This window comes from Enterobacter cloacae complex sp. ECL352 (assembly GCF_020149545.1).
Classification (GTDB): domain Bacteria; phylum Pseudomonadota; class Gammaproteobacteria; order Enterobacterales; family Enterobacteriaceae; genus Enterobacter; species Enterobacter asburiae_B.
Genome location: NZ_CP083709.1, coordinates 4,280,155 through 4,295,602, shown reverse-complemented (window position 1 = coordinate 4,295,602; position 15,448 = coordinate 4,280,155). Strand labels below are relative to the sequence as shown.

Below are 15,448 nucleotides of genomic sequence, written 5' to 3'. Positions count from 1 at the left end.
CAGAATGAATGCTGTTCTGTAAGTCTAGCTAAGGATTGCAGCTTTGGCGCGAATCGCGCGAATCATCGCTTCCAGTCCCTGGGAACGAGACGGGGTGAGGTGTTGTGTGAGGGCCATTTTTTCAAACCACGGGCGGACATCAAACGCGACAATATCCTGCGCCGACATCCGGTGGTAAAGAATAAAGACGACCGCAATAAGCCCTTTTACAATGGCCGCATCGCTATCGCCGTGCAGTGCTATCGTGCCGTCGTCAGACTGCTCCATCACAATCCACACCTGGCTCTGACAGCCCTGAATAATATTTTCCGGGTTATGCGCCTCTTCACCGAGCGGCGGCAGACGCTGCCCCAGCTCGATGATATACAGGTACTTCTCTTCCCAGTTTGCGCAACGCCCAAAGTTGCGCAGCAATTTGTCTCTGTCCGGCAGTTCTGCCATCTTTCGCCTCTCCGTTAGCCCAGCAGCTGGTGAATACGCTTAAGCCCCGCCACCAGCCTGTCGACCTCTTCCGTTGTGTTGTACATCACCAGCGACGCGCGGCACATTGCCGGCACCTGGTAAAACGCCATCAGCGGCATGGCGCAGTGGTGCCCGGTACGGACCGCCACGCCGTAGTTATCGAGGAAACTGCCCACGTCATAGGCGTGATGTTTCCCGAGATTGAACGCGATCACCCCTTGCCGGTCGGCAGGCCCGTAGAGGGTCAGATCCGGCACGCTGGCAAGCTCGGCAAGCGCATAGTGCATCAGCAGCTGTTCGTACTCCTGAATGCTTTCAAGGCCGATTGCGGAGACGTAGGAAACCGCCGCCCCCAGCCCGATAATCCCGCCGGTGTTGGGCGTACCCGCCTCAAAACGCCACGGTGCGCGCGCGTAGGTGGTGCCTTCCGTCAGGCTGACGGTGGCGATCATCGATCCGCCCCCTTCCCACGGCGGCATCGCCTGCAGGATATCTTCTTTCACGTACAGCACGCCAATCCCGGTAGGTCCATAGAGCTTGTGGCCTGAGAAGACGTAGAAATCGCAGTCCAGCGCCTGAACGTCAACCGCGTGGTGCATCACCGCCTGAGCGCCGTCAATCAGCACCTTCGCGCCGGCCTGATGGGCTTTTTCGACAATCTCTGCCACTGGGTTTTCCGTCCCGAGCACGTTAGAGACCTGGGTGACCGCCACCAGCCGCGTGCGGTCATCCAGCAATGCGTCGAGCTGCTCGAGCTGCAGCGTCCCGTCAACGTTGAGCGGAATGACCCGCAATTGCGCACCAACGCGCTCGCAGAGCATCTGCCACGGCACGATATTGGCGTGGTGCTCCATCTGGGTGATGATAATGTTATCCCCCGCGTGGACCTGCGCGTTGCCCCAGCTGTTAGCGACAAGGTTGATCCCTTCGGTAGTTCCGCGCACGAAGACCAGCTCTTCAGGCGATTTCGCATTGAGGAAGGCGGCAATTTGCGTGCGCACGTTTTCCATACGCTGGGTCGCCTCGGCGCTCAGGGTATGAATACCGCGATGCACGGCGGCGTAACCGTGGCGATAAAACTCGGCTTCCGCATCCACTACCGGGTTAGGCTTCTGCGCGCTGGCCGCGCTGTCCAGATAGGCCAGAGGAAGACCGTTTACTTCACGGGTCAGAACCGGAAAATCTGCCCGTACTTTCTCGACGGGAAAACTCATGCTTCGCCTCCAGGCAGACGCTGACCGATACGCGCCAGCACCTGCTGTTTCAACTGACCATCGTTCAGCGCTTCCGTCAGTTCGGCGGCAAACGCATAGATAATCATTTTCTGCGCCGCCTGCTGGTCGATACCGCGGGAACGCAGGTAGAACATCTGCTCGTCGTCGATGCGCCCGACCGTCGCACCGTGGCTGCACTTCACGTCGTCGGCGTAGATCTCCAGCTGCGGTTTGGTGTCCACCTCCGCCAGGCGACCTAACAGCAGATTGTTGTTGGTCATCTGACCGTCGGTTTTAATGGCGTGCTGCGCCACGTTAATCAGTCCGTTAAACACCGCGCGCCCTTTATCACTCACGATAGTTTTGTGCAGCTGGCGGCTGTTGCAGTAGCCTTTGTTGTGCTCCAGCCAGGTGCGCGTGTCGCACACTTCAGATTTAACCGGCATCGCCAGGCTGTTGATGCGCAGCGTGGTGTTTTCACCGTTAAGCTGCGTGCTGGTATTGTGGCGCAATACCGACCCGCCGAGCAGGAAGCTGTGGCTGTACGCCGCGGCATCCTGACCCAGTACAATGTCGTTATGGGCAAAGTGGTGGCTCGGCGCATTCTCAAACGCCAGCTTGACGTGGTGAAGCTGGGCATTGGTGGCAACGTTCATCGTCAGACGCGATCCGGTAAAGTGCCGGACATCGTTGAGGCTGACGTAATGTTCGATTACCGTGGCCTCCGCCCCCTCCGCCAGCTCAAGATGGTGGCGATAGTGCGCGGTGTTGATTTCGTCGCCGTCCAGACCCTGGGTGATGTGCATCAGCAGCAGCGGTTTTGCCGGACGCTGGTTACGCTTCACGCGGATATGCGTCACGCTGCGGGCCAGGCTCTCGGTCAGGTGCAGGAAAACCTCAGGCTGAACCGGGGCGCTCAGGGGCTGGCGATCGTCGTTTATCTCAATCTCAAATCCGCTCCCCTGAAGGGCGTCGCTCAGCTCCGGACGGAACTCACCGTCGACAAACACCAGGCGCACGGCATCCACGTTTACGGCCAGCGCGTCACGCTGCGCCGGGGTGAGATCCGCCAGGCGGGTCACAAACTCGGCGTTCAGCAGGCCGTCAAGCGGGGTGTATTTCCAGTTCTCATGCTTACGCGTCGGCAGGCCGAGACGCAGCATCTGCTGCAGATGCTGCTGCGCCTGCTCAGAGCGCGTGCCGCCCTGGGCTTCAAACAGCCGGTGCCACTGCTGGAGCGCATTACTGCTGTTCGGTAAGCCAGCCATAGCCCTGCTCCTCCAGTTGTTTAACCAGCGTGAAATCACCGGATTTCACAATACGCCCCTGGTAAAGCACGTGAACGTAATCCGGCTTGATGTAGTCCAGAATGCGCTGGTAGTGGGTGACGATAATGAACGAACGCTTGCCGTCACGCAGGGAATTCACGCCGTCAGCGACAATCTTCAGGGCGTCGATATCCAGACCGGAGTCGGTCTCATCCAGAATGCACAGCTCGGGCTCCAGCACCGCCATCTGCAGAATGTCGTTACGCTTTTTCTCGCCGCCGGAAAAGCCAACGTTCACCGAACGGGTCAGCAGATCTTCCGGCATCTTCAGCAGCTTGATCTTCTCTTCCATCAGGTCCTGGAAGTCAAAGCGGTCCAGCGCCTCCAGGCCGCGATACTTGCGCACCGCATTCAGCGCCGTCTGCAGGAAGAACTGGTTGCTGACGCCCGGAATTTCGACCGGGTACTGGAAGGCCATGAAGATGCCCTCTCCCGCGCGGTCTTCCGGCGACATCTCCAGCAGATCTTTGCCGTTAAACTCCACCGAGCCGTGGGTTACCTCATAATCTTCGCGCCCCGCCAGCGTCGCAGAAAGCGTACTTTTTCCGGAGCCGTTCGGCCCCATGATGGCGTGGACTTCACCCGGCTTAACGTCAAAATTGAGGCCACGCAGGATGGCTTTGTCTTCTACGCTAACCTGTAAATCTTTAATGCTTAACATGTGCTTTCCTTAACCGACGCTGTGTTCAAGACTAATGGCGAGGAGTTTCTGGGCTTCAACGGCAAATTCCAGCGGCAGTTCAGAGAACACGTCCTTACAGAAGCCGTTAACGATCATCGAGATGGCGTCTTCTTCGCTGATCCCGCGCTGCAGGCAGTAGAAGAGCTGATCTTCCCCAATCCGCGACGTCGTCGCCTCGTGCTCAAGCTGGGCCGTGTTGTTACGGCACTCGACGTACGGGAAGGTATGCGCCCCGCAGTCGGCACCGATCAGCATCGAGTCACACTGGGTAAAGCTTCTCGCATTGGTGGCCGTCGGCATGATTTTCACCAGCCCGCGATAGCTGTTCTGGCTATGCCCGGCGGAAATCCCTTTCGAGATGATGGTTGATTTGGTGTTTTTACCTATGTGGATCATCTTGGTGCCGGTATCGGCCTGCTGATGGCCGCTGGTCAGCGCCACCGAGTAAAACTCGCCGATGGAGTTATCCCCGCGCAGAATGCAGCTCGGGTATTTCCAGGTGATGGCAGAGCCGGTTTCAGACTGGGTCCACGACATCTTGCTGTTTTCGCCTTCGCACAGCGCGCGCTTGGTGACGAAGTTCAGGATACCGCCGGTATTGCCGTCGCCCGGGAACCAGTTTTGCACCGTGGAGTATTTCACCTCGGCGTCTTTGTGGATGATGACCTCCACCACCGCCGCGTGCAGCTGGTAGCTGTCGCGGACCGGGGCGGAGCACCCTTCGATATAGCTGACGTAGCTGCCTTCATCCGCAACCAGAATCGTGCGTTCGAACTGGCCGGTTTTTTCGGCATTGATGCGGAAATAGGTGGACAGCTCCATCGGGCAGCGCACGCCTTTCGGCACATAGATAAAGGTGCCGTCAGAGGCTACCGCCGCGTTGAGCGCCGCAAAGAAGTTGTCGTTAGAAGGCACCACGGTCCCAATGTATTTTTTCACCAGTTCCGGATGATCGTGAATCGCTTCGCCGAAGGAGCAGAAAATGATCCCCTGCTCTGCCAGCTTCTCGCGGTAGGTGGTTGCCACCGAGACGGAGTCGAAAATGGCGTCCACCGCCACCTCTTTCCCCTCACGCACGGGCACGCCAAGCTGGTTAAAGGCTTCTTCCACCTCTTTGCTGAGGAAACTGTTCTCCGCACCGGTTTGCTGCACCGCGCCGGGCTGCGAGGCGCAGGTATCGTCACAGCTGCCGCAGGAGGGCGCAGAATAGTAGCTGTAGTCCTGATAGTTCAGCTTGTCGTAGTGCGCTTTCAGCCAGTGCGGTTCTTCCATCTCCAGCCAGGCGCGGAAGGCGCTCAGGCGGAACTCCAGCATCCACTCGGGCTCGTTGCGTTTCGCCGAGATCGCCCGCACGACATCTTCGTTGATGCCTTTCGCCAGCTCATCGGTCTGCAGCTGGGTGAAGAACCCCTCTTTATAATTGAGGTGCCCACCGCCCCAGGTATTTACATCACTCGTTGCTTCAGTATTACGAGACATAGTACCGCCTATACCCCAAAGCTTTCGCCGCAGCCGCATTCGTTCTGGGCTTTCGGGTTATGAAATTTGAATAACTGGTTTAAGCCTTCGCGGACGTAGTCCACTTCGGTGCCGTCAATAAACGGCATGGCCTGCAGCGCGACGTACAGCTTCGCACCGTCAGTCTCGAACACCAGGTCATCTTTCTCGGGTTCGGTGACGGTATCGAGCACGTAGCCGAAACCCGCGCAGCCGGTCTGTTTGACGCCTAAACGCACGCCAAGGATCTCGGGCTTTTTCGCCACCAGATCGTGAATATGTGCCGCCGCCGCTGGCGTGAGCGTTAAGCCGCGCCAGGCAAAATCGGCAGGATTAAAGGTTTCTGAATGCAGTTCCATAGGTCCACCTCATCTGATAAGCCATCAGGGCATAACACCATGTTAGTGATAACGATTATCACTTCAACCCTCTGTCAGCAGGGGCATTCGGCTAAACCGCCCTTTTTGCCTACTTTTATTAAGCATAGACCCTGTGAGAGGATGCAGTCAGGATGGATGTATTTGTTCAATGCATTGATTAATAATGCATTTCGTCGCGGCATTTATGACAGGGAAGAGAAAAGTAAAATATGCATCGGAAATGCCTATTTTTGAGATAGCTTTTGCTCAGAAAATGACAAAAACAAAAAAAGGCCCTCAAGGCCTCTGTTAATCAGTGATGAAATGAGACAGCAAACCCCTGTTCACGCCAGTGGTCGAGCTGTTCCTGCTGGCGAGGCGTTGGGGATTTCCCCGTCCAGACGAAGATTTTTTGCCCAGGGAACAGTTCAGGACGCGGCGAATCAATAGGTTCCGCCAGGACGTCAATGTGCCAGCCCTTCTGCGATAAGCGCGCGGCTTCCAGCCACAGGTGGGTGCGGTCATCGCATTCCCAGCCAATCAGGAGGGCATCTTTACCGGCTTTTTTGCGGGATTCCGCCAGGCTTGCAATCGCGAATTCGATCAGGACGCCGTCAAACAGGCTAGCCATGTGGCGCACGGTGTTTTGATCCTGATTCATGCGCTGACGAACGGGAGAAATAATATTGTCAATCAGCGCATCTATCGCGTGATCGCGGCGGAATTCGCCCATTTTGGCGCGCAGCTTTGCCGGGCTGGCGTAACGCAGAACGGTCATCATTTCTTCCTGAAACGAGACCCAGTTGCCCTGAGTCAATACTTCTTTGTTTTCCAGCAAGGCTTTGACTTTTCCGACCGAGACGCCGCTTTTCATCAGGCGCTTGATCTCTTCTATGCGGAGGATATCTTCATCGTCAAACTGACGATGACCTCCTTCGCTGCGCTGCGGCTTCAACAATCCATAACGGCGCTGCCAGGCACGCAGCGTAACGGGGTTGATACCGCATCGTTCGGCCACTTCGCCGATACTGTAATAGGCCATTAACTCCCTCACGCTCAGAACTTCCATACCTAACTGCACCAACCTTATCAGATTGTACACACCATTTGTATAACTAAGACCGCATTTTGCTCAGGTGAATGGGCTACTCCTCCCTTCACCTGTTAATACATTGTTGTATAAAAATTACCATTCGTACAGTTAACTCTGCCGTAATGTGTACAGCTTTATCAGAAGTCGAACTTTTTCTCCGGCCACGCAATCGCGGGAATACCGCCGTGTCGCGGGCTGGCAAAAAGATGTCCCTGGAACTGGGAAATCCCGGCGGATTCCAGCCACATCCACTCTTCAGCCTTCTCTACTCCTACCGCGCAGAACTGGATCTCAAGCGAGGAGCAGCATTTAATAATCGCCTGAATAATGGCCTGTCGGGGGCCACTTTTATGCACGTTCGCGACCAGATCGCGATTAATCTTAATTCTGTCCGGCTGGAACTGCGCCAGCAGCTGCAGCCCGGCAAAACCGGCGCCAAAGTGATCGATCGTCACGCTGATACCCGCGCTTTTTAACTGCCTGACCGAATCCGTGAATTCATCAAAACGGGAAATGGCTTCGCTCTCGGTGAACTCCACCACAATTTGCTCGGGTACAAACCCATTGGCTTCAATCGCGGTGAGCAGGAAATCCACGGCGTTGGGAATGTTGACCAGCGTCATGGGCCGCAGATTGAGGGATAACGTCTGGTCCTGGAGCCCCAGCGCGCTGGCCATGGAGAGCGCCACCTGCTTGCTGTGTAAATCAGAGGCATACACCTCGTCACGCGGCAGATTGGCAAAGTAATCTCCCGGTGCGCCGCCGTCAGGCGTGCGGAGAAGCGCCTCCCAGGAGACGACCTGCTGCATAAACGGATCGACTATCGGCTGGAACGCAAAGCTGCAATCCGCCCCTTTCGCGACCACTTCGGGCTGCGCGGACAGGCGCGTTTCCTCGCGAACGAACTCCCAGGAATCCGCAGGCGGCAGTTCAAAATAGTTCGCTTTTTCCGTGGCCTCGACAAAGGTGCGGAAAAACTGCAGCGGGCGGTCATTATACGTCAGCTGATAGCGTGTCGTCCCCCTGTTGAGCACCTGCTGCAGCACTTCGTCCCTGTCGAAGTGGCGCAAATCAAAAAGCTCCATGCCCACGTTGCCAAAACGCCGGACAGGTCCGTGATCGCGCATCAGCTCCACCACGTTATGGTGGCGCGGGTCGTTGCAGATATGCTCATAGATAGCAGAGACGTGTTCCACTGGCCCTTCAAGCAGCTGAAAAAAATGTGTGCCGTTAAACAGCAGGATCCCCGTGACGTTGGATTGCCGGTTTTTACTATTTGCAGCAGCGACCATTGCTTCCAGCGCTTTAACTGGAACGTCCTCGCAGATATGACTGCGGTAAATGATGGTTGTGAGCATGCTATTCCTGGGGGTTAGGGTTTTGGCCACAAAAAAGGTGGATAAGGATCATTTATAGCACATTAATTGCCTGACAAATAATTTACATCTCAACCATTTACGGCATTTGATGATGCTTTTTTCCAGGCTGTACAACTTATCAGCGCCCGAACTTTTTGTACAATATATCCTGTAACATTACCGGTTCATACCAACTAATTAACCACCTGAAAATAAAGCAATTTATAAAATATATCATAAAAATATTAAAAATCTGTACATTTTAAGTGTACAGATTTAAGAATTGTGTATACCTTAATTGTAACGTTAGTGATTACAAAATTTTACAGGAGCGAAACATGCAGCAGAAAGGTTACGCCACAGATTCCGCAGCAGCGATCGCACAGTACTTCGAAAAGGCGGCGCTTCCTACTCAGCAGGAGACGCTGGGCCAGGTGGTTGTCGAAATCCTCAGCGACGGGCGAAACCTGAATCGCAAATCGCTCTGTACCAAACTGCTCAGCCGCCTCGAAAAGGCCGATGGCCCGGAAGAGGAAGAGCATTACCACAAGCTGCTTGGTCTGCTCTTCGAACGGTAAGGATATGAAGAGCAGTAACGCAGACAAACTGATCGACACGCTTATCGGTGAAGCCGTTCTCTCTCTTTTGAAAGAGCGGGGGCCAGTGACAACCGAAGGATTGCTGCAGCGTCTGCGGGTCATGGAAGAACATGAAAAGGATCCCCGGCGGCGGGAGACACTAGCGGTGGTGATTGCCGAGATCGGCTCAAACAGCATCGCCTTTAAACGTCGCAGAACCGCGCAAGGACGAACGAACAGAGAGGGACCTCTCAACGATAACAGAGACAATGTAGTGCCGTTATTTGGAAGTGGAAAACCGTCCGACCCCAAAAAAATACATTGACTGCAATTTAACAGCTACGGTGAGAACAAATGAGACAAAATATTCAGCTTCAACCCGAATACCACTCTGCTTTTTTAGACAGTGCGCTGGCGGAATATTTCCGTCATGCAGGCGATCGTTTTGCTGAAGAGTCCGCTATTTTTTCTACTGCAGTACGCTGTGTTCTGGCCTCCGAAGGCCATCTGTCCAACAAAGCGATAATCCTCTGGCTCATTCAGACGCTGGAAGCGACCCACGATGTTGTCCAGGCGGATGTAATTCGCAAGACGCTGGAAATTGTCGTGGGCTACACCATGGACGACCTGTAATTTCACGGCCACTCATCCTGCTTTCGTGTCATCGTCAAAACTGACGAACAGCCTGACGATGACACGCGCCTTCCCCGCTTAACACCCTGTAAAACCAGCAAAGCCAACCTGGCACGGTTCCTGCTTACCTCCGTGTACGGGACTGGATTTTCCAGTCAACTTTGCTTCATTTCTTAACAGGTCTGTTATTGATGAAAAAGATCGCCAGCGTCTGCCCCTACTGCGGTGCAGGCTGTAAATTAAACCTTGTCGTTGAAAATAACCGTATCATCCGTGCCGAAGCCGCAGAAGGCGTCACAAACCAGGGCACCCTGTGTCTGAAAGGCTTTTACGGCTGGGACTTCCTCAACGATACCCGTCTGCTCACCCCGCGCCTGACCCAGCCGATGATCCGCTACCGCAAAGGCGAGGCATTCACTCCCGTCACCTGGGAAGAGGCTATCCGCTACACCGCGCACAAACTCAGCAGCATTAAAGCGCAGCACGGGCCGCGGTCGATCATGACCACCGGATCCTCTCGCGGAACCGGCAATGAAACAAACTATGTGATGCAAAAATTTGCCCGCGCGGTGCTGAACACCAACAACGTGGACTGCTGCGCGCGCGTCTGTCACGGCCCTTCCGTGGCCGGTTTACAGGAAACGCTCGGCAACGGCGCGATGAGCAACTCAATCAGCGATATTGAAAACTCAAAATGCCTGCTGGTGTTTGGCTATAACTGCGCGGACTCCCACCCTATCGTCGCCCGACGCGTGCTGAAAGCGCGGGAAAACGGCGCAAAAATTATCGTCTGCGATCCGCGGCGCATTGAAACGGCGCGCATCGCCGACCAGCATCTGCAGCTGAAAAACGGCAGCAATATGGCGCTGGTGAACGCCTTTGGCTTCGTGCTGCTGGAAGAGGAGCTCTACGACAAAAGCTACGTGGCGCGCTTTACCGAGGGGCTTGAGGCTTACCGCCAGACGGTGAAAGACTATGCGCCGGAGAAGGTTGAGCATCTTACCGGCATTCCCGCCCGCGACGTTCGTCAGGCGATGCGCACCTTCGCGGCGGCCCCTTCCGCCACCGTGATGTGGGGTATGGGCGTGACCCAGTTTGGTCAGGCCGTGGATGTGGTCAAAGGGCTTTCCAGCCTGGCGCTGCTGACCGGCAACCTCGGCCGCCCTGCCGTCGGCGTCGGGCCGGTGCGCGGACAAAACAACGTTCAGGGCGCCTGCGATATGGGCGTTCTGCCGAATATGTTCCCGGGCTATCAGGATGTGACCGATCCGGCGGTCAGGCAGAAGTTTGCCGATGCCTGGGGAATTGACGCCAATAAAATGGACGATCGGGTCGGGACGCGCATTACCGAGGTGCCCCATCTGGCGCTGGAAGGCAAGGTCAAGGCCTACTACATCATGGGGGAAGATCCGCTTCAGACCGAAGCCGATCTCGGTCTCGTTCGCAGCGGTTTTGAGGCGCTCGACTTTGTGGTGGTTCAGGACATCTTTATGACCAAAACGGCAGAAGTGGCGGACGTTCTGCTTCCTGCCACCTCCTGGGGTGAACACGGCGGCGTCTTTACCTGTGCCGATCGCGGATTCCAGCGTTTTGGCAAAGCCATTGAGGCCAGCGGCAACGTGAAGCGCGACTGGGAAATCATCAGCCTGCTCGCCACCGAGATGGGCTACCCGATGCATTATGACTCCAACCAGCAGATCTGGGACGAGATGCGCGAGCTGTGCCCTCTCTTCTACGGCGTAACGTATGAAAAAATGGGCGAGATGGGCCACGTGCAGTGGCCGTGCCCGACGCTGGATCATCCGGGAACGCCGTACCTGTACAAAGACAATCAGTTCGACACCCCAACCGGTAAAGGGCAGCTCTTTGCCGCCCCGTGGCGCGCGCCGGCGGAAACCCCGGACGCGGATTTCCCGCTGGTGCTGTGCACGGTGCGTGAAGTGGGACACTACTCCTGCCGCTCGATGACCGGGAACTGCGCCGCGCTGCAAAGCCTGGCCGATGAGCCGGGCCGGGTACAAATGAACCCTGCCGATGCGGAAAATCTGGGCATCGCGGAGGGCCAGCTGGTCTGGGTGCGCTCGCGTCGCGGCAAAGTGATTACCCGCGCCAGCATTAGCGAGCGTATCAACGCCGGGGCGGTCTACATGACCTATCAGTGGTGGATTGGCGCCTGCAACGAGCTGACCCAGGATAATCTCGATCCCATCTCCAAAACGCCGGAAACGAAGTACTGCGCGGTGCAGCTGGAGGCGATTGAGGACCAGCGCTGGGCGGAGGATTTTGCGGCGTCGGCCTATCAGTCCATGAAGTCGCGGCTGATCAACGCCGTCAATGTCTGAGGAAAATATCGGGTGGCGTCACCGCCGCCCGATACTGAATTTCAGACACAAAAAAGGCCGCACTCGCGGCCCTTTTATTCTCATGTACTCAATGGACGTGAACGCCCAACCGCCAGGCAAAGTAGATCTCTTCTTTCAGTTCATTCGAAGAGAGCGCCAGCAAATCTGTAAATTCCAGCTCAAGCTGTTTCAGCTTTTTCAGGTACTGCGCCGGAGACAGGTTGCTCTTATCGCGACGTAAATATTCAATTGCCAGCTGTGTTGGGGTTATTTCAGTATCCATGATGTCCTCGCTTATGTACAAAACCTGACCAGTATATCACAACGGACTGGCTAGTTTTTGACCAAAGGCAAAACATCTGAAAACTTTACACAACCGCCGTGGTCAGCCGCGACGAGCAGCACAGGCGATCCTGCTCATCGAGAATATCTATCTGCCACACCTGATGGCGGCTTCCGGCGTGCAGCGCGCGGCAAACACCGCGCACGCGCCCGCTGCGCACCGAGCGAATGTGGTTAGCATTCACCTCAAGTCCGACAACCTTCTGCTCCCCTTCGGTACAGAGATACCCCGCCACCGAGCCCAGCGTTTCGGCCAGCACGACGGAGGCCCCGCCGTGCAATAAACCAAACGGCTGGTGGGTGCGACTATCGACGGGCATGGTGGCCTCAATCTCAACGTCGCCAATGCGGATGAACTGGATATCCAGCAGCCCCACCATATTCCCCTCGCCCATGGCGTTCAGCGCCTGCAGCGTCACGGCACGTTTCCAGATCATCCAATTATCTCCAGTAAAGCCTGCAATGGGTGACGCACACCGTTACCTTCTACCCGTTTTACCTGGCTGCGACAGGAGTAGCCCGTCGCCAGACAGCGGTTTCGCGGCAAACGCTGCATCGCCTGATGCCAGGACAGCTCATAGATACCGAGCGAGTTGGCGTGGTTTTTCACTTCGTGTCCGTAGGTTCCGGCCATCCCGCAGCAGCCTACGTTGACGCTCTCCAGCTTCGCACCAAAGCGGGCAAAAACGGACGCCCACTGCGCGGGGGCACCCGGCAGCGCGGTCACTTCCGTGCAGTGGCCGAACAGATACCACGGTTCACCGCTGACATCCTGAACGGCTTTATCTGCCAGCGCCACCGGAAGCCACTCGTGCACCAGCATGACGTTGAAATCACCGCGCTTATCGCCCAGCGTCTGCTTGTATTCATCGCGATAGCAAAGCACCAGCGCCGGATCGACACCGACCATCGGTATCCCGAGTTGCGCCACGCGGTTTAAGAAGTCAGACGTTTTCTGCGCGGTCTTCGCAAATCGGTTCAGGAAACCCTTAATGTGCTGCGCCTTGCCGTTGGGAGAGAACGGCAGCACAACCGGCTGGTAGCCCACCTTCTCCGCCAGACGGACGAAATCGGCCACGACCTGCGCATCGTAGTAGCTGGTGAACGGATCCTGCACCACCAGCACCATATTGCCTTTTTGCTCCGGAGTGAGCGCCTCCAGCTGTTCCAGGGTCATGTTCGCCGAACGGTGACCGACGAGCTGGCGCTGCAGAGACGGGACCGACAGCAGCGGCAGATCGACCATGCCGATGTGTTTTTCGGAGAGCTTGCGCACCAGCGGCTGGTTGATAAAGAAGTTGAAGGTCTTTGGCGCACGCGCCATCAGCGGCGCGTAGCTTTCCACCGTCGCCACCAGATGGTCGCGCACCGGGCGGAGGTATCGGGTGTGGTAAAGCTGCAGGAAACGCGAGCGGAACTCCGGCACGTCGATTTTAATCGGGCACTGGGTGGAGCAGGCTTTACAGGCCAGACAGCCGGACATCGCCTCTTTCACCTCGTGGGAGAAATCATACTCGCCCTTGTTGGCATGCCAGCTGTTGCGGGTGCGCTCAATCAGCGAGCGCAGGCTGGCCCGTTTTTCCGGCAGCTCCTGCTCCAGCTTGAGCGGATCCACCCCGCGGTCGGCCAGCAGACGCAGCCACTCGCGCACCAGCGTCGCCCGCCCTTTCGGCGAGTGAATACGGTTGCTGGTGATTTTCATCGACGGGCACATCGGGCTTTTCACATCAAAGTTAAAGCACAGGCCATTGCCGTTGCACTCCATCGCGCCGCGCCAGGACGAGCGCACCGCAATCGGGATCTGCCTGTCGTACGTGCCGCGCTTGACGGCATCCACCTGCAGCATCGGGGCATCAACACCCTCAGGCGGGCAGATTTTACCCGGGTTAAGGCGGTTATGCGGGTCGAAAGCCGCTTTCACCTTACGCAACTCCGCGTAGAGCTGTTCGCCGAAGAATGCCGGGCTGTACTCCGCGCGGAACCCTTTCCCGTGCTCCCCCCACAGCAGGCCGCCGTATTTGGCGGTTAAGGCCACCACGTCGTCGGAGATCTGCTTCATCAGGATCTCCTGCTGCGGGTCGCACATGTCCAGCGCCGGACGCACGTGCAGTACCCCGGCGTCGACGTGGCCGAACATGCCGTAGCTCAGGCCGTGGCTGTCCAGCAGGGCGCGAAACTCCACGATATAATCCGCCAGATGCTCGGGCGGCACGCAGGTATCTTCGGCAAAGGGAATGGGCTTCGCCGCCCCTTTCGCATTGCCGAGCAGGCCCACGGCTTTTTTACGCATCGCATAGATACGCTCAATCCCGACCAGATCGTTACAGAGCTGCCAGCCGATCACGCCGCCTTCACCCTGCGCAATCAGCTCGTCCAGACGCTGGCAGAGCGTGGTGACCTGCCGCTCAATCAGCTCCGCATCATCGCCGGCAAATTCCACGATATTAAGACCGAGCATCTCTTTATCCGGCACGTCGGTAATGAGGTCGCTTACGGAGTGCCAGACAATATCTTCCCGGGCAAGATTGAGCACCTTAGAGTCGACGGTTTCCACCGACAGCGCCTGCGCTTGCACCATAAACGGCGCATTGCGCAGCGCGGAGTCGAAGGAGTCATATTTGACGTTCACCAGACGGCGCACTTTCGGCAACCGGGTGATATCCAGCCGCGCTTCGGTAATAAACGCCAGCGTCCCTTCGGAGCCGGTCAGCACGCGGGTTAAATCAAACTGGGTCAGGTCATCGTTGAAGACGTGACGCAGATCGTAACCGGTCAGGAAGCGGTTCAGTTTGGGGAATTTATCGAGAATAAGCTGGCGGTTGTCGCGGCAACGTTCCAGCACGGTACGATAGATGCGCCCGCTGGCGGTATTATCTTTGCCCAGCGTTTCCGCCAGTTCGACCGGCATCGGCTGGGTATCGAGGATGTCGCCGCCCAGCAGCACCGCACGCACGCCCAGCACGTGATCGGAGGTTTTACCGTAGACCAGCGAGCCCTGCCCGGAGGCATCCGTGTTAATCATCCCGCCAAGGGTGGCGCGGTTGCTGGTGGAAAGCTCAGGGGCAAAAAAGTAGCCGTACGGCTTGAGATACTGATTAAGCTGATCTTTGATGACGCCCGCTTCGACCCGCACCCACCCCTCTTCCGGGTTGATCTCAATGATGCGGTTCATATAGCGCGACATATCAACAATGATGCCCTGGTTCAGCGCCTGACCGTTGGTTCCGGTGCCGCCGCCGCGCGGCGTGAAGACCAGCGAGGCAAACCGCTCCTGCGTGGCCAGCCGGGCGATAAGCGCGACGTCGGCCGTTGAACGGGGGAAAACCACGGCATCGGGAAGAAGCTGGTAGATACTGTTATCGGTCGCCATCGTCAGCCTGTCGGCATAGTTCGTGGCGGTATCACCTGTAAAACCCTGTTGCTCCAGTGCTTGCAAAAAATTAAGCACCAGCTGAACGACGCCAGGTGCCTGAGAAATCTGTGGGATCATGACTGTCGACCCTAATTAGAGTTGTATGAAATCGTTTGCGTGTATCTTAAAAGTTTTATCACATTTTTTT

Annotated in this window: 15 protein-coding genes; 4 read left to right on the top strand and 11 right to left on the bottom strand. The window is 56.6% G+C overall.

The window, feature by feature from the left end:
- Window positions 1-24 precede the first annotated feature (24 nt).
- The 8 genes from sufE to LBF07_RS21035 form a co-directional block, all read right to left on the bottom strand.
- Window positions 25-441, bottom strand: coding sequence for a cysteine desulfuration protein SufE (gene sufE, locus LBF07_RS21070; RefSeq protein ID WP_028012869.1), 417 nt, complete (start codon window positions 439-441; stop codon window positions 25-27).
- A 14-nt stretch (window positions 442-455) separates the two neighbouring features.
- Window positions 456-1,676 (bottom strand): cysteine desulfurase SufS, encoded by a 1,221-nt coding sequence (sufS, locus tag LBF07_RS21065; protein WP_094935182.1) that lies wholly within the window; start codon window positions 1,674-1,676, stop codon window positions 456-458.
- Complete coding sequence (gene sufD / locus LBF07_RS21060) at window positions 1,673-2,944, bottom strand: Fe-S cluster assembly protein SufD (RefSeq protein WP_094935181.1); 1,272 nt, start codon at window positions 2,942-2,944, stop codon at window positions 1,673-1,675. The genes sufS and sufD overlap by 4 nt, the downstream gene beginning before the upstream one ends.
- Window positions 2,919-3,665, bottom strand: coding sequence for a Fe-S cluster assembly ATPase SufC (gene sufC, locus LBF07_RS21055; RefSeq protein ID WP_014831592.1), 747 nt, complete (start codon window positions 3,663-3,665; stop codon window positions 2,919-2,921). Before sufC ends, sufD begins: the two co-directional genes overlap by 26 nt.
- 9 nt (window positions 3,666-3,674) lie before the next feature.
- Window positions 3,675-5,165, bottom strand: coding sequence for a Fe-S cluster assembly protein SufB (sufB, locus tag LBF07_RS21050; protein ID WP_094935180.1), 1,491 nt, complete (start codon window positions 5,163-5,165; stop codon window positions 3,675-3,677).
- Window positions 5,166-5,173: 8 nt separating this feature from the next.
- Entirely contained in the window at window positions 5,174-5,542 is a 369-nt protein-coding gene (gene sufA / locus LBF07_RS21045) for a Fe-S cluster assembly scaffold SufA (protein ID WP_033145301.1), read from the bottom strand.
- 313 nt (window positions 5,543-5,855) lie between these two features.
- Window positions 5,856-6,584 (bottom strand): MerR family transcriptional regulator, encoded by a 729-nt coding sequence (locus LBF07_RS21040; RefSeq protein ID WP_033145300.1) that lies wholly within the window; start codon window positions 6,582-6,584, stop codon window positions 5,856-5,858.
- Window positions 6,585-6,772: 188 nt separating this feature from the next.
- Window positions 6,773-7,993 carry a diguanylate phosphodiesterase gene (locus tag LBF07_RS21035; RefSeq protein ID WP_094935179.1) on the bottom strand — a complete coding sequence of 407 codons (1,221 nt, stop codon included), beginning with the start codon at window positions 7,991-7,993 and terminating at the stop codon, window positions 6,773-6,775.
- A 338-nt stretch (window positions 7,994-8,331) separates the two neighbouring features.
- Here LBF07_RS21035 and ycgZ point away from each other — a divergent pair, with 338 nt between their 5' ends.
- The 4 genes from ycgZ (at window position 8,332) to fdhF (ending at window position 11,546) form a co-directional block, all read left to right on the top strand.
- Window positions 8,332-8,571, top strand: a complete 240-nt coding sequence (ycgZ, locus tag LBF07_RS21030; protein WP_094935178.1) for a regulatory protein YcgZ — start codon at window positions 8,332-8,334, stop codon at window positions 8,569-8,571.
- Window positions 8,572-8,575: 4 nt separating this feature from the next.
- The gene (locus LBF07_RS21025; RefSeq protein ID WP_094935177.1) at window positions 8,576-8,896 is read left to right on the top strand and encodes a hypothetical protein; all 321 of its coding nucleotides are present in this window, start codon (window positions 8,576-8,578) and stop codon (window positions 8,894-8,896) included.
- Between the two features lie 29 nt (window positions 8,897-8,925).
- Window positions 8,926-9,204, top strand: coding sequence for a biofilm/acid-resistance regulator YmgB/AriR (locus tag LBF07_RS21020; protein WP_048977426.1), 279 nt, complete (start codon window positions 8,926-8,928; stop codon window positions 9,202-9,204).
- A 191-nt stretch (window positions 9,205-9,395) separates the two neighbouring features.
- Entirely contained in the window at window positions 9,396-11,546 is a 2,151-nt protein-coding gene (fdhF, locus tag LBF07_RS21015; RefSeq protein WP_112778316.1) for a formate dehydrogenase subunit alpha, read from the top strand.
- Between the two features lie 88 nt (window positions 11,547-11,634).
- On the opposite strand, the gene LBF07_RS21010 is transcribed toward fdhF, so the two are convergent.
- The 3 genes from LBF07_RS21010 to LBF07_RS21000 form a co-directional block, all read right to left on the bottom strand.
- Window positions 11,635-11,829, bottom strand: coding sequence for a YdiH family protein (locus LBF07_RS21010; protein ID WP_003857766.1), 195 nt, complete (start codon window positions 11,827-11,829; stop codon window positions 11,635-11,637).
- A gap of 85 nt (window positions 11,830-11,914) precedes the next feature.
- The gene (gene menI / locus LBF07_RS21005) at window positions 11,915-12,325 is read right to left on the bottom strand and encodes a 1,4-dihydroxy-2-naphthoyl-CoA hydrolase (protein WP_094935175.1); all 411 of its coding nucleotides are present in this window, start codon (window positions 12,323-12,325) and stop codon (window positions 11,915-11,917) included.
- Window positions 12,322-15,378 carry an FAD-binding and (Fe-S)-binding domain-containing protein gene (locus LBF07_RS21000; protein WP_094935174.1) on the bottom strand — a complete coding sequence of 1,019 codons (3,057 nt, stop codon included), beginning with the start codon at window positions 15,376-15,378 and terminating at the stop codon, window positions 12,322-12,324. The genes menI and LBF07_RS21000 overlap by 4 nt, the downstream gene beginning before the upstream one ends.
- Window positions 15,379-15,448: the final 70 nt, after the last annotated feature.

What these genes read in the sequence shown, in the direction of transcription:
- sufC (WP_014831592.1), bottom strand. Translation starts at nt 3,665, where the DNA reads ATGTTAAGCATTAAAGATTTACAGGTTAGCGTAGAAGACAAAGCCATC.
- sufD (WP_094935181.1), bottom strand. Translation starts at nt 2,944, where the DNA reads ATGGCTGGCTTACCGAACAGCAGTAATGCGCTCCAGCAGTGGCACCGG.
- LBF07_RS21000 (WP_094935174.1), bottom strand. Translation starts at nt 15,378, where the DNA reads ATGATCCCACAGATTTCTCAGGCACCTGGCGTCGTTCAGCTGGTGCTT.
- LBF07_RS21025 (WP_094935177.1), top strand. Translation starts at nt 8,576, where the DNA reads ATGAAGAGCAGTAACGCAGACAAACTGATCGACACGCTTATCGGTGAA.
- fdhF (WP_112778316.1), top strand. Translation starts at nt 9,396, where the DNA reads ATGAAAAAGATCGCCAGCGTCTGCCCCTACTGCGGTGCAGGCTGTAAA.
- ycgZ (WP_094935178.1), top strand. Translation starts at nt 8,332, where the DNA reads ATGCAGCAGAAAGGTTACGCCACAGATTCCGCAGCAGCGATCGCACAG.
- LBF07_RS21010 (WP_003857766.1), bottom strand. Translation starts at nt 11,829, where the DNA reads ATGGATACTGAAATAACCCCAACACAGCTGGCAATTGAATATTTACGT.
- sufS (WP_094935182.1), bottom strand. Translation starts at nt 1,676, where the DNA reads ATGAGTTTTCCCGTCGAGAAAGTACGGGCAGATTTTCCGGTTCTGACC.
- LBF07_RS21020 (WP_048977426.1), top strand. Translation starts at nt 8,926, where the DNA reads ATGAGACAAAATATTCAGCTTCAACCCGAATACCACTCTGCTTTTTTA.
- sufA (WP_033145301.1), bottom strand. Translation starts at nt 5,542, where the DNA reads ATGGAACTGCATTCAGAAACCTTTAATCCTGCCGATTTTGCCTGGCGC.
- menI (WP_094935175.1), bottom strand. Translation starts at nt 12,325, where the DNA reads ATGATCTGGAAACGTGCCGTGACGCTGCAGGCGCTGAACGCCATGGGC.
- LBF07_RS21035 (WP_094935179.1), bottom strand. Translation starts at nt 7,993, where the DNA reads ATGCTCACAACCATCATTTACCGCAGTCATATCTGCGAGGACGTTCCA.
- sufE (WP_028012869.1), bottom strand. Translation starts at nt 441, where the DNA reads ATGGCAGAACTGCCGGACAGAGACAAATTGCTGCGCAACTTTGGGCGT.
- LBF07_RS21040 (WP_033145300.1), bottom strand. Translation starts at nt 6,584, where the DNA reads ATGGCCTATTACAGTATCGGCGAAGTGGCCGAACGATGCGGTATCAAC.
- sufB (WP_094935180.1), bottom strand. Translation starts at nt 5,165, where the DNA reads ATGTCTCGTAATACTGAAGCAACGAGTGATGTAAATACCTGGGGCGGT.